We start from the raw sequence: 11,855 nt of genomic DNA, 5'->3' as shown, positions 1-11,855 counted from the left end.
ATCAAGACAGGAACATCATGAAGGTTCTGCTCACCGGTGCTACCGGCTACATCGGCTCCGCCGTCACCGACCACCTCGTCGCCGCCGGCCACCAGGTCGTCGCGCTCACCCGGGGCGCCGAGCCGCAGCCCGGCCGGGGCTGGCACGCCCAGGTGGTCGGCGACACCGCGGACCCGGCTTCGCTGGCCGGTACGGTGACCCCGGAGATCGAGGCCGTGATTCATCTGGCTCCTCCGAGCGGTGACGTGGACGTGGACATCGCCGTCATCGAGGCGTTGGCGGCCCCGTTGCGCGGCACCCGACGTCCCTTCGTCTACACCAGTGGCGTCTGGGTGCTGGGCGCCACCGGCGACGCCCAGGAGGTCGGCGAGGAGACCCCGACCGATCCGATCGACATCGTCGGCTACCGCCCGCAAATCGAGCGGCGGGTGCTGGCCGAGGTCGCTGAGGGTGTGCGCGCGGTCGTCGTCCGGCCCGGCATCGTCTACGGCCGCGGCGGAGGCATCCCCGCCATCCTGGTCGACCGGGCCCGCCGGCAGGGGACGCCCGAGTACTACGGCGTGGAGGGGGTGCACTGGCCGACCGTCCACGTGGACGACCTGGCCGAGCTGTTCGTGGCCGCCGTCGAACGGGCCGAGCCCGGCACCGTCTGGCACGGCGTCGGCGAGTCGGCCGTCCCGGTCCGTGACCTCGCCCGGGCCGCCGGCCGCGCAGCCGGAGTGCTCGCCGCCCCGCAGGTAGTACCGGTGGAACAGGCCGCCGAGGTCTTCGGCCCGCTCTTCGCGGAAGCGCTCGCCCTCGACCAGAGCGTCAGCGGCGCCGCCGCCCGTACCGCCCTCGGCTGGCAGCCGGGCCGGCCGGGTGCCGTGGCCGAACTGACGACGGGTTCGTACCGGCCGGTCGAGGTGTTCGGCGCCCCCGAAGGCCCGGAGACCGACACCGCGGTGGCCGCGATCCGCCGTGTGGTGGCGGAGGTCGAGCAGGCCCAGCAGAACGAGCTGGTCGACCGGTTCCTGAGCGTCTTTCGCCGCCAGGACCCGGTGTGGACCACCGGTCACGGCAAGCGCCTGTCGGGCTTCGAGGAGATCGAGACCTTCACCCGCAAGGTGCTGCCCGGTGCCATGGCCGAGTCCACCGCCGTCTACGACGTCGAGCGCGTGCTGTTCTTGAAGCCCGACGTCGCCGCGGTGAACGTCCGCCAGCAGCCTGTCCGCCACGACGGCACCCGGATCACCGACCGTCCCGAGGGCCGCCCGTTCTACATCCTGGTCAAGGAGGACGGCACCTGGCGCGTCGGCGCCGCCCAGAACACCGTCGTGGCCGACTGACGGCCCAGCACGGCTTGTGACGCAGGATTCTCGCTCGATACAGCAGGGGAAACATTCCATGATGAACCAGTCGATGTCCGATAAGGAACTCGCCGGACAGCCCGCCGCATACTGGACCGGTGTCGCCTACGAGGCGCTGATCGCGTTCACCCGGGCCCGGCAGCTGGAGAAGGGCTACACCCAGCCCCAGTTCTGGCTGCTGCGCAACCTGTCGGTGAATGACATATCGCCCGATGGCGCGGGGATGACCGTGGCCGAGCTGCGGGAGGCGATGAGGTCGTACATCCGGCCCGAGGACGACCTGGAGGCAGAATCCGCGGTGCTTGAGAAGCGCGGCTGGCTGAGACGGGACGCCGAGGACCGGTTGTGGCTCACGGAGGAGGGGGAGCAGGCCCGGGTCGACCTTGCGGGCAATGCGCCCGCGATCCGTGCCGCTCTCCACGAGGGCATCGACGACGGGGACTACGTCGTCGCGCTGAGGGTGCTCGGTCAGCTGATCCACAACGCGGGCGGGACGGCCCCCTCATAGGCCGAGGGCCCTGGACGCCCCGCCTTTGGCGACTCGGCGCGGGGCGCGGCCGGTCTGCGTGGCCCACCCGGCCGGAGCTGACCGGCCCGTTCCCGCTTGGCCTGTGCGGCTCGGCCTCGCCTACGGCAGGCGCCGTTGGACACCCCTGTCGGCCTGACTCCACCCGGCAGTTGCCGACTCTGTCGGCCGACCGACCAGGGGAGCGGTGCCGCCTCGGGACGTGGAGGTAGCCGACGGTGACACCGCGCTACCGCGGCTGGGTCATCCGACCTCGCGAAGCCGTCGGTGCTCCGTTCCGCGGATGCCCAGGCCGCGGAGGCGCTGCTCGAACAAATTGGGCGTCACCGAGGCGAACTGACGGGGCGCCGTGGCCACGATCCCGACTTCGCCGACGCGGAGACGCCCGCCTCCCTGGGGCGGGTTGTCGCCGTGCTCACAGCCGACCCCGGCGCCACGGCCAGGAGCGGTCGGGTGCCGGCGACCTGGGGCCTGTGCCCCACATGCGATTCACCGATGACGGCGGCGGGCGCCCGGGCTTCGCCGCGCGGCGGCCCGCGTCTCTGACAGCCGAATACGGCCCACTCGGCAAGGCGCTCTTACCGCTCCGTCGGGCCGGGGCCCGTGACCGTCGGACCCATGACATCGTCAGCCACGTCCACCTCAAGGTGCGGCGTCCGGAGTAAGGGAAGAGCGCGAATGACCGAAGCGGTCCGGACAAGGGCCGCCGACCGGGGGCCCGCCGGTCTCAGCGGCCGGCACCACGAAAGGGAAGTGCTCGACGGGCTCTTGAAGGGAGCCTGGCAGAGCCGGGGTGGGGCCGTGGTTCTCACAGGCGAGGCAGGGTCGGGCAAGACGGCGCTGCTCGACCGGTGCGCCTCGGCGGGCGCGGACGGAGCCCGGCTGTTGCGGTGCACGGGGGTCCACTCGGAGGCGGCGCTGCCGTACGCCGGTCTGCAAGTGCTCCTCCGGGGCGCCCTCGACCGGGCCAGGAGCCTGCCGGAGCGTCAGTTGACGGCGCTGCGCGGGGCGATCGCGCCGGATGACGTGCCCGCCGGGGACCGCTTCCTGGTCGGAGCCGCGACGCTGGGCCTGCTCGACGAGCTGGCCGAGGAACGCCCGGTCGTGGTCCTGGTGGACGACGCGCACTGGCTGGACTTGGAGACCGTGGACGCGCTGCTGTTCGCGGCCCGCCGACTCGGGATGGGGCGGGTGGCCATGGTGTTCGCCGCGCATGAGGATTCGGCGGTCTTCGACGGTGCGCCGGGCCTGCCGATGCTGCACCTCGGGCCACTGACCGATGAGGAGGGGGCGGCGCTGCTGGCAGATCGGGCGCCCGACCTGCATACCACCGTGAGCAGCCGCATCCTCGGGCTCGCGCAGGGCAATCCGCTCGCCCTCGTGGAGCTGGCGGGGGCTCTGACGGCGGCCCAGCGGGACGGGAGCGAGCCGCTGGACGCGCGGGAGATCGCCGTGTTGCCGGCCTCGTGGCGGGTGCGGCGGATCTTCGACGAGCGGATCCGGGCGCTGCCCGCGCCGACCCGTCTGCTACTGACCGTCGCCGCAGCAGATGACACCGGCGACGTGGCGCTGGTGATGGCGGCGGGGGAACGGGTGGGCGCGGCTGCCGGGGACCTCGGGCCGGCGGAGGCGGCGGGCCTGGTGAGGGTGTCCGGACGTCGGCTGGTGTTCCGGCATCCGCTGGTGCGGGCCGCCGCGTACCAGGGTGCGGTGCTGGCCGAGCGGACGACCGCTCACCGGGCGCTCGCCGACGTCGCGCCGGCCGCCGGGGACATGGGCCGCAGGGCCTGGCACCTGGCCGCGGCGACCGTCGGCTACGACGAGGCGGTCGCCGCCGAACTGGAGCGCAGCGCCGAGCTGTTCCGCTCCCGGGGCGGCCGGGCGGCGGTCGCCGCGGCCTACCGGCGGGCCGCACAACTGACCGAGGACCAGGATGCCCGGGCGCTGCGGCTGGCCGCCGCGGCGGCCGCCGCCGCCGAGGCCGGACAGGCGGAGCTCGCGGGGACGCTCGCCGACGAGGCGGGGCCGGTGAGCAGTCCGTCGGCGATCGCCCGGCTCGCCAGCGTCCGGGCGGCGCTCGAACACGGGCGCGGCCGCGCGGAGTCGGCGCGGCTGCTGCTCGTCGAGGCGACTGCCGAGGTGACGGCGCACCGTCCCGCCATGGGGGCGTGGCTGCTGTTCGAGTCGGCCGCGATGGCCTGGGACGCGCCGGACCCGGTCGCGGCGGCCCGGGACACCCGCGCGAGGGTGGCCGGTCTGGACTTCGGCGAGCATCCCGTACAACGGGGTGCGGCCGGGGTGCTCGACACACTGGCGGGTGATCTGGCGGGCGGGGCGGCACCAATACGGGAATTCGCCGAGCACGTCGTGCGGACCAGGCAGGAGCGCAGCCTGACCGATCAGGTGCGGCTGCACGGATGGGACATGCTGCTCGGCGAGTACCGCACGGTGCACGACGAGGCCGTGGCCCTGGAGCGGGAGTGCCGGGTGGAGGGTGCCGTCGGGGTGCTGCCGCGGGTGCTGCTGCGGCTGGCGCGGCTGCGGCTGTTCCTGGGCCGGCACCGGGACGCGTACACGACGGCGGTCGAGGGACTGGAGATCGCTCGTGACACCGGTCAGAGCCATCTCGCCACGATGCTCAGCGGCGTCCTGGCGGTGCTGGCCGCCCTCGACGGGGAAGAACCGGATGACACAGGAGCGCGCGAACGGCGGGACGGCGGGGACCAACAGGGTTCTTCCGGGCGGGCGGGGCGGTACCTGTGCCCCGGTGTCGCGCCGGCCCCGTTCTGGCTGACCCGGGCGCAGGGCCTGTTCGATCTCGGGGTCGGCCGCTACGACCGGGCGCTGCAACGCTTCGCCGTCCTGACCGGCGGACCGCACCGGCACTTGATGGTCTCCGTGCACAGCCTGCCCGACCAGGTGGAGGCCGCCGTCCGGATCGACCGGGCCACCGACGCCGGGCCGGCCGCCGAGCGGTTCACGCGCTGGACCGATGCCACCGGGACCGCGTGGGCCAGGGCGGTGGAACTCCGCTGCCGCGCCCTGCTCGCCGCCGACGACGCGGCGGGAGAGTTCTATGAGCGGGCGCTCGCCGCCCATGCGGGGGACGGCCGCCCGTTCGAGGAGGCGCGCACGCGGCTGCTGTACGGGGAGTGGCTGCGCCGGGCGAAGCGCCGGGCCGACGCCCGGGAGGCGCTGACCGTAGCGCTGGAGTCGTTCGAGCGGATGCCGGCCGCCGCGTGGGCGGACCGGGCACGCGCGGAGTTGCGGGCCGTCGGCGCCACCCCGTCCGCGCCGGCGGCGGACGCGGATCTCGCAGGCCGGCTGACCGCGCAGGAACTGCGGGTGGTCCGGCTCGCGGCGACGGGCCTGAGCAACCGGGACATCGGCGCACGGCTCTTCCTCAGCCCGCGCACGGTCGGTTACCACCTGTCCAACGCCTACCCGAAGCTCGGCGTGACGTCGCGGGCCGCCCTGGGAGCGCTCAGCCTGGCCTGACCTCTCGGCCCCGTCACGGGCGTGAACCCTGGTAAGGACCCTGGTCGTTCGACGGATCCGCAGGCACCGGCGCGGATCCTACGGTTCTGGTGTTGGAAGAACGTCTGCCTGGGAGGGCTCATGAAGGTTCTGGTACTGGGTGCCACCGGTTACATCGGCTCCGCGGTGGTGTCGTGCCTGACGCGGGAGGGCCACGACGTGGTGCCCCTGGTCAAGAGCGCGGCCGAGCTGCATCCGGACGTGCCGGTGCGGGTCGGCGATCTGGCCGACCCGGCGTCGCTTCGCGCGGCGGTGACGGACGACGTGGACGCGGTGGTGAACCTGGCCACGCCGACCGGCGACGAGGCGGTGGACACCGCCGCCCTGGACGCGCTGCTCGCACCGCTGCGCGGCACGGGCCGGGCGTTCGTCTACACCAGTGGCGTGTGGGTGCTCGGCGCCACCGGCAACGCCCCGGCGACGGAGGATGCCGCTACTGACCCGATCGCGATTGTCGGCTATCGGCCGCGGATCGAGCAGCGGGTGCTTGCCGCCGCCGGGGACGACGTGCGGGCCGTGGTGATACGCCCGGGCATCGCGTACGGCCGGGACGGCGGCATTCCCGCCCTGATGACCGGCTGGGCGCGGGAGCACGGCGCGGGTCGTTACGTGGGCCCGGTCGCGACCCGGTGGCCGATGGTCCACGTCGACGACCTCGCCGAGCTGTACGTCCTCGCGCTCACCAAGGGCCACTCCGGTGACCTCCTGCACGGCGTGGCGTGGGAGTCCGTCCCGGCGGCGGCCGTCGCCGCGGCCGCCGACATCGCCGCGGGCGGCGTCGGCCGGGCCGAGCCGTGGCCGTTCGCGGAAGCCGCCGAGGCGCTCGGGGAGCCGTTCGCCGAGGCGCTCGCGCTCGACCAGGTGGTGTCGGGACGGCGCGCCGGCGAAGAGCTGGGCTGGCAGCCGAGCCGCCCGAACGTCCTCACCGAACTCGCCGGAGGCACCCGTGGCTGACACCGCCGTCCTGACACCCCCGATCTGCCGCGTCTGCGGTACCCAGTACACCGCCCCGCGCCCCGACTGCCCTGTCTGTCTGGACGAACGGCAGTACGTGGGCCAGGGCGGCCAGCAGTGGACGACGCTGGCTGGGTTGCGCGAGGCGGGCCACACCGGCCGCTTCGAGGAAGAGGGGCCCGACGTGCTCGGCGTCGGCGTCACCCCGCAGTTCGCCATCGGCCAGCGGGCCCTGCTGCTGCGTACCGCCGCCGGGAACGTGCTGTGGGACTGTGTGCCGTACCTCGACGACGCGATGGTGCGGGCCATCGAGGAAGTCGGCGGCATCGACCACATCGCGATCAGCCACCCGCACTTCTACTCCTCGATGGTGGAGTGGGCGCACGCCTTCGACGCGCCGGTCCATCTGCACGAGGCCGACCGGCAGTGGGTGGGCCGACCGGACCCGGCCGTGCGGTTCTGGAGCGGGCGCACGCTTCAGCTCACCGACGAGGTGACCCTGATCAACCCGGGCGTGCACTTCCCGGGCAGCGCGGTGCTGCACTGGAGCGCGGGGGAGGGGGCGCTGTTCACCGGCGACGTGGTCAACGTCTGCCCGGACGGCCGCTGGGTGACCCTCATGTACAGCTACGCCAACCACATTCCCGAGCGCCCCCACGCGGTCCGAGCGGCAGCCGACCTGCTCGCTGGCTACCGCTTCGAGCGGATCTACGGCGCCTGGTGGCACCGCGTCGTCACCTCCCAAGGCAACGAGGTCCTGGCCCGGTCCGTCGAACGCTACCTCCGCTTCGCCCAGGCCACGGTCCCGAGCGGCTGACAGGGAGTGCCGGTCGTCGACACGGTGTATTCCTGAAGTATAAGAAGGAGAGAATTCATGACGACCCAGCAGATCCCTGATGCCGAACTCGCCGGACAGCCCGCCGCGTACTGGACTCGCCTACGAGGCGCTCATCGCGTACGTCCGGGCCCCGCAGGCTGTGAAGGGCCACACCCAGCCCCAGCGATCCACGCAACCATCCACGAGGGCACCGACGACGCGGACTACGTCACCACGCTGAAGGTGCTCCAGCAGTTGATCCGCAATGAGGGCGGAACGGCCGGCTGACAGACCGAAGGGCCGGGCGCAACGCCCGGCCCCTCGCGAGGTTGTGGCAGTTCAGCCAGCATGTTTGTCCAGCAGAGTCATGCCGATATCCAACGCGTGCGCTGATACGACAGCACTGTGAACGGTTCGATGCCGCTTCACGCGTCGTCGGACTCCGCGGCCAGCGGGACCTCGCCAGCCGTCTTGCTGAAGCCGAGGGCCTCCACGATCCGGCCGTCCGTCACGCGCATGACGTTGACGCCCTGCACCCACTGATCGGGGCCGTCCCCGAAGCGGTAGGTCCACACGATCGTCGCGCGGTCGCCCGCCACGATCACCTCTTGGGGCGTGAACTGCGAGGTGAGGTCCTCGACGAGGGCCGTCCACCACTCGGTACAGGCCTGGCGCCCGACCACCCGCTCCCCGCGCGGCGCGGGCTGGACGCTCTCCATGACGCAGTCCTCGGCGATCAGGTCGGTCAGGAGGGCGGCCTGACGGTCGGTGAACGCGCGGTTGAAACGGTCGATGACTTCGGCGGTGCTGCGTACGGACATGACGCCTCCTCGAATGAGATAGACCAGTCGATCTACCCTCTGCCCCATATAGATAGACCGATTGATCTACCGCGTCAAGTGCTGCACAATCACGCCATGACCGCTTCGACCAAGCCGGGCCCCCGCGAACGCCTGCTGCTCGCCGCCCAGGAGCTGACGTACACCCATGGCGTCGGCGTCGGCGTGGACGCGCTGCTCAAGGCGGCCGGCGTCGCACGCCGTTCCCTGTACGAGCACTTCGGCGGCAAGGACGGACTGATCGCCGAGGTGCTGCGCCGCAGCACCGCCGAGGACGTGGCCGAGTACCGCGCCACCATGGACGCAGCGGGCGACGACCCGCGGACGCGGCTCCTCGCGGTCGTCGACCGGCTCGGCCGCATCGCCGCAGAGCCGGACTTCCAAGGCTGCCGTTACCTCGCAGCCGACCTCGCGCTCACCGACCGGGAGCACCCCGGCCACGAGGTCACGCGGACCTACCGGCGTACCCTCCACGGGCTGTTCACGGCCGAACTCGCCGCCCTCGGACACGCGCGCCCCGACTTCGCAGCCGACCAGTTGCTCATCCTCGTCGACGGCCTTCTCGCCACCGGCGCGGCCCGCCCCGAGGACCGCCCGCCCGCCGCGGCGGTCCGCGAACTCGCCGAACACATCGTCGACGCCGGGCTCCCCTCAGCCGCAGTAACCACGGACAACTCACGTCAGGCGTGATCAGCCCGCTTGAATGCTTCCAGGCGGCTGACGGTGTCGCGGTCGGTGTCGACCGCCAGATCCGCCATCGCTGCATGCTTGGTTTGGCCCGTGAGGATCGCCAGGCGCGAAGATGATCGAGCCTTGCGAGATCGCCATCCCAGGGCTGGGGGCCTCTAGGCGCACGGCTGTAGCGGCCGGCCCACGGTCTCGACTCCCGTCGAGCGTTCCCCTGTTCGGCTGATCTGCCGGATTAGGCGCCCGTACGCTCCGGGGCCCTGACCACGAGCATCACCGCCCTGCGCACCGCCATCCACGGCGCCCTGAACCCTCTGACCCGCGGCGTCCTCCAGCACGCAAACTCCCTGCCCGACTTTCCCTATCGGGTGCGTGGTTCGCCTCAGTCGGCTATACGGGGGCGGTGGGCAGGGGGTGTGCAGGGGGGAGGCCCAGGGACCGGGCGAGGTCGCGCAGGTCGTCGCGGTACAGCCGGGTCGCGTCGCGCGCGCGGGGGCCGAGGAGGCCGGCCACTTCCAGCGCGACCAGGCCGTGCATCCGGCCCCAGACGCGCAGTGTGACGGCGAGGGCGGACGGCGGCAGCTCGGGGTGTGCCGTCCGGGCCGGGGGGACGAACCCGGCGTCGAAGTCCTCCCAGGCGTAGTCCTCGGCGTCCTGGAGCGCGCAGGTGAGCGGCCAGGCCGCAGCGACCAGGCCGAGGAGCCCCAGGCACAGGCGGTGCTCGGCCTGGGCTGCGGCCTGGACGGAGGGGGATGCCGGGTGCCCGGCGGGTGCCTCGCCGTACAGCAGCCGGAACTCGTGCGGATGGGCGAGGGCCCACTCCCGGTACGCCAGCCCGTGGGCGACCAGGCGGCCTGCCGTGTCCTCCACGGGGAGGGTGCCACGTGCCTGCTCGAGAGCTTCGGCCAGTGCGCTGTAGGCATCGGCGGCGAGCGCGGCGAGCAGATCATCCCGGGTGTCGTAGTAGGTGTACAGCGCCGCTGGCGTCATGCCCATCTCGCGGGCGACAGCGCGCAGCGACAGCGTGCCGGCCCCGCCCTCGGCGAGGAACCGGGAGGCGATCGTCTTGATCTCCCGGAGCGTCGAGGCGCGGAGGCGTTCACGGCGGGTCGGCTGGGGCGGGGTATCCATGCGCCCGAGGGTACACCCGATCGGAAACTGAACGGTGTTTGTTTATTGAGCAGCGTTCGGTTACGTTCGATGGCGTACCCCTCCGGGTGGCAGCCCCCGCACCTGCGGTCGGCGGGCACCCGGCCCGAAAGGAAGAACCACCATGGACATCCGCGGCTACGAGACCGGTCCGATCGCGGCGGAGGCCGCCTTCACCTCCGACTTCGAGATTCCGGGCGACCTGCCTGTCCAGAAGCTGGTCGACATGCTCGAAATCGAGCGGCGCAGCATGGACATACGGCCCGGCATGCGGCACAAGTACACGCCGCTGCGTTTCGACTCCGCTGCGGGCACGCCGCAGATCGGCGGCCGCTACCTCTTCGACACCTGGGACAACGTCCTCGACTACGACGACTTCACCAGCAACGAGCTGGAGTTCGAGGAGGGCGTGAAGTTCTGGGACCGCCCGTTCTTCCTGGACGTGGACCGGCACATCTGGCGCGTCACCGGCGCCCACGACTTCACCCCGCTGGCTACCACGCACCACGTAAACCGCTTCGAGCGCTGGACTTACGACGGCGACGCCGCGAATGCCGCCCGGCTGCTGGAGCAGTCCTGGCCCGCGCTGCGCGACCACGCCGGTGCCGCGGGGGCGGCGAGCGTCTGGCTGCTGCACCAGCCCGAAGAGAAGCAGATCGGCGTGCTGACCGTGGCCGCCCGCGTTGCAGCGGACACCCCGGGGGAAGCGGCTGCCCGCTCACTCGACGCCCTGGCGCGTACGCCGTCCCCGGGCCAGCTGCTGCCGGATGCGCTGGGCGCCGCCCAGGTCTTCGACCGGACCAGCCTCATCCTGGCCATGTGGCTTCCCGAGTCCCGCGTGCTCGGCGGAGCCCCCTCCGCCTACCCCGCGGCGCCGGTCCACCCGCTCCCGACGGTCCCGCCGCAGGAACCCCTCGGCGCCTGACACGGCCTTGCCCGCTCAGTGAGCGTTTGAGTGCCGGTGCGGCGCCTCATGGAGGAACGCCAAGGCCCTGCTGGGCGCCCATCAGGGCCTTGGCGTTCCTTGGTGCGACGCAGCAATAATCGGCGTCGTCACGCTCGGTCGCCGTGACGCGGAGCGCCAGGGGCGCGTCCTTCCAGACGGGGCGGAGGTCGAGTTCGGCCACATGTTCCCGCCGCAGGCGAAGGCGCGCAGGTTCCAGGAACCTGAGCGTCAGGCAACGGGGACCCGTACGCGAGTCCGTGAACTCTAGGGTCTCGCGCACGAGTTGGGAGCCGTGAATCAGACGTCGCCCGGGGCATCGGCAAACGCCACCACCGGAGATGCCCGCAGGCCGCCCGCATCCGTGCCCAGGCCGAAACCGAGCACGCGTTTTCCGACCTCGGCGAGTTGGCCACGGCTGGAGGCGGCCTGGTTCCGCACCTCGGAGGAACTCCATACTTGCCCTATGGACTTAGACCTCACCGATCGAGTCGCCCGCGGCGACGACTGGGACGCCATCGAGGAGATGGCCACCAGCAAGTACTGTGCGGCCATGGACGCAGAACAAGCCCGGGTTTCTGCAGCAGTCCGTGAAGCGCATTCCAGGGGCCGCTACCCGAGCATGGGGATCGACTGGTCGAGTATCCCAGTCTTCTACATCGTCGGGGGGTATGCCCTCGCCAAGGTTGTCGGACCGATGGCAGAGGCATTGGGCACGAAGTTGGGAGAACGCCTTGGCCAGTCGCTGGCTGAATCGACCAGCCGGGTCCGTATGGAGTTCACCAGATCACCAGGTCACTACCAGCTGTTCGTCAAAGGTCCGAACGGGAGGGTACGGATGCTGGTCGACCCCGATCTGCCCGATGACGCCAAGATCGCCCTGCTTGAATTCGATTTCGGCGACGCTGCGCATGCCGGCAAGACGTTCACTTGGGACGAGGCGTCGAACGAGTGGGTTGAGAATCAGGCATCTTGGTTCCCCTGGGTGAGCAAGCACCTCTGAGCTTGCTCGTGCCCGCGGTCTGGACGGCAGCAGGTGGCGCATGTCGGTGCC

11 protein-coding genes are annotated in these 11,855 nt (G+C 71.8%); 9 read left to right on the top strand and 2 right to left on the bottom strand.

Annotated features, from left to right (window positions below; genetic code table 11):
* Positions 1-17 precede the first annotated feature (17 nt).
* From CP975_RS00715 to CP975_RS00690, 6 genes are all read left to right on the top strand, one after another.
* The gene (locus CP975_RS00715; RefSeq protein ID WP_055527762.1) at positions 18-1,328 is read left to right on the top strand and encodes an SgcJ/EcaC family oxidoreductase; all 1,311 of its coding nucleotides are present in this window, start codon (positions 18-20) and stop codon (positions 1,326-1,328) included.
* Positions 1,329-1,386: 58 nt separating this feature from the next.
* Positions 1,387-1,857 (top strand): MarR family winged helix-turn-helix transcriptional regulator, encoded by a 471-nt coding sequence (locus CP975_RS00710; protein WP_055527764.1) that lies wholly within the window; start codon positions 1,387-1,389, stop codon positions 1,855-1,857.
* Positions 1,858-2,553: 696 nt separating this feature from the next.
* A complete protein-coding gene (locus CP975_RS00705; protein WP_070321149.1) occupies positions 2,554-5,373 on the top strand; it encodes a helix-turn-helix transcriptional regulator in 2,820 nt (939 codons plus the stop codon).
* Positions 5,374-5,493: 120 nt separating this feature from the next.
* Positions 5,494-6,366 carry an NAD-dependent epimerase/dehydratase family protein gene (locus CP975_RS00700; RefSeq protein ID WP_055527767.1) on the top strand — a complete coding sequence of 291 codons (873 nt, stop codon included), beginning with the start codon at positions 5,494-5,496 and terminating at the stop codon, positions 6,364-6,366.
* The gene (locus CP975_RS00695; protein ID WP_055527769.1) at positions 6,359-7,183 is read left to right on the top strand and encodes an MBL fold metallo-hydrolase; all 825 of its coding nucleotides are present in this window, start codon (positions 6,359-6,361) and stop codon (positions 7,181-7,183) included. The genes CP975_RS00700 and CP975_RS00695 overlap by 8 nt, the downstream gene beginning before the upstream one ends.
* Before the next feature lie 57 nt (positions 7,184-7,240).
* Complete coding sequence (locus CP975_RS00690; protein WP_150476452.1) at positions 7,241-7,471, top strand: hypothetical protein; 231 nt, start codon at positions 7,241-7,243, stop codon at positions 7,469-7,471.
* A 137-nt stretch (positions 7,472-7,608) separates the two neighbouring features.
* Here the strand turns inward: CP975_RS00690 and CP975_RS00685 are convergent, their stop codons facing one another.
* Entirely contained in the window at positions 7,609-8,004 is a 396-nt protein-coding gene (locus CP975_RS00685) for a nuclear transport factor 2 family protein (RefSeq protein WP_055527770.1), read from the bottom strand.
* Positions 8,005-8,100: 96 nt separating this feature from the next.
* On the opposite strand from CP975_RS00685, the gene CP975_RS00680 reads away from it, so the two are divergent.
* On the top strand, positions 8,101-8,712 hold the full coding sequence (locus CP975_RS00680; RefSeq protein ID WP_055527782.1) for a TetR/AcrR family transcriptional regulator: 612 nt from the start codon (positions 8,101-8,103) through the stop codon (positions 8,710-8,712).
* Positions 8,713-9,099: 387 nt separating this feature from the next.
* Here the strand turns inward: CP975_RS00680 and CP975_RS00675 are convergent, their stop codons facing one another.
* Positions 9,100-9,840, bottom strand: a complete 741-nt coding sequence (locus CP975_RS00675) for a TetR/AcrR family transcriptional regulator (RefSeq protein WP_055527772.1) — start codon at positions 9,838-9,840, stop codon at positions 9,100-9,102.
* A 142-nt stretch (positions 9,841-9,982) separates the two neighbouring features.
* On the opposite strand from CP975_RS00675, the gene CP975_RS00670 reads away from it, so the two are divergent.
* On the top strand, positions 9,983-10,783 hold the full coding sequence (locus CP975_RS00670; protein ID WP_055527774.1) for a hypothetical protein: 801 nt from the start codon (positions 9,983-9,985) through the stop codon (positions 10,781-10,783).
* Between the two features lie 484 nt (positions 10,784-11,267).
* Positions 11,268-11,804 (top strand): hypothetical protein, encoded by a 537-nt coding sequence (locus CP975_RS00665; protein WP_055527775.1) that lies wholly within the window; start codon positions 11,268-11,270, stop codon positions 11,802-11,804.
* Positions 11,805-11,855: the final 51 nt, after the last annotated feature.

The sequence above is a fragment of the Streptomyces alboniger genome, assembly GCF_008704395.1.
In the GTDB taxonomy this organism is placed as follows: domain Bacteria; phylum Actinomycetota; class Actinomycetes; order Streptomycetales; family Streptomycetaceae; genus Streptomyces; species Streptomyces alboniger.
Note: the sequence above shows the minus strand (reverse complement) of the source record. Positions and strands in the feature narration are given on the sequence as shown.

Bases quoted from the DNA above. Each gene is read 5' to 3' on its own strand.
- CP975_RS00715 (WP_055527762.1), top strand. From the start codon at position 18: ATGAAGGTTCTGCTCACCGGTGCTACCGGCTACATCGGCTCCGCCGTC.
- CP975_RS00710 (WP_055527764.1), top strand. From the start codon at position 1,387: ATGATGAACCAGTCGATGTCCGATAAGGAACTCGCCGGACAGCCCGCC.
- CP975_RS00705 (WP_070321149.1), top strand. From the start codon at position 2,554: ATGACCGAAGCGGTCCGGACAAGGGCCGCCGACCGGGGGCCCGCCGGT.
- CP975_RS00700 (WP_055527767.1), top strand. From the start codon at position 5,494: ATGAAGGTTCTGGTACTGGGTGCCACCGGTTACATCGGCTCCGCGGTG.
- CP975_RS00690 (WP_150476452.1), top strand. From the start codon at position 7,241: ATGACGACCCAGCAGATCCCTGATGCCGAACTCGCCGGACAGCCCGCC.
- CP975_RS00685 (WP_055527770.1), bottom strand. From the start codon at position 8,004: ATGTCCGTACGCAGCACCGCCGAAGTCATCGACCGTTTCAACCGCGCG.
- CP975_RS00680 (WP_055527782.1), top strand. From the start codon at position 8,101: ATGACCGCTTCGACCAAGCCGGGCCCCCGCGAACGCCTGCTGCTCGCC.
- CP975_RS00675 (WP_055527772.1), bottom strand. From the start codon at position 9,840: ATGGATACCCCGCCCCAGCCGACCCGCCGTGAACGCCTCCGCGCCTCG.
- CP975_RS00670 (WP_055527774.1), top strand. From the start codon at position 9,983: ATGGACATCCGCGGCTACGAGACCGGTCCGATCGCGGCGGAGGCCGCC.
- CP975_RS00665 (WP_055527775.1), top strand. From the start codon at position 11,268: ATGGACTTAGACCTCACCGATCGAGTCGCCCGCGGCGACGACTGGGAC.